The sequence below is a fragment of the Streptococcus sp. DFI.7.26 genome (assembly GCF_022240605.1).
GTDB classification, from domain to species: Bacteria; Bacillota; Bacilli; order Lactobacillales; family Streptococcaceae; genus Streptococcus; species Streptococcus xiaochunlingii.
The window spans coordinates 1-297 of sequence record NZ_JAKOGN010000060.1 but is presented as its reverse complement, the minus strand read 5'-3'; the positions used below and the strand labels follow the sequence as shown (position 1 = coordinate 297).

1 pseudogene is annotated in these 297 nt (G+C 35.4%); it reads left to right on the top strand.

The window, feature by feature from the left end:
* Positions 1 to 297, top strand: a pseudogene (locus L0M85_RS09920) (helicase SNF2); the annotation flags it as partial.

Sequence of the window (297 nt, the reverse complement as noted above, 5' to 3'; positions counted from 1 at the left end):
GAGGATTTGACATTAAAATGCTTAGTCTTCCAACAAATCAACCTCTTCCTGAAACTTTCTCTGTTAAGATTGTAGGAGAAAATCGGTATTCTGTCAGTTTAGATTTGTATTCTCCTTTGGGGACAATTCAAAGACTCCAACATACGATAGACCACATTAAAGATGACCAAGTGAAAACTCAGAACTTATTGGATGAATTAAAGGATAAATGGACTACTGCTAAGATAGAAATTGAGAAAAATTTTCCAAAGGAAGAGGATTATCAAACTAAAAAGGCCGAATACGATGTACTCGCGC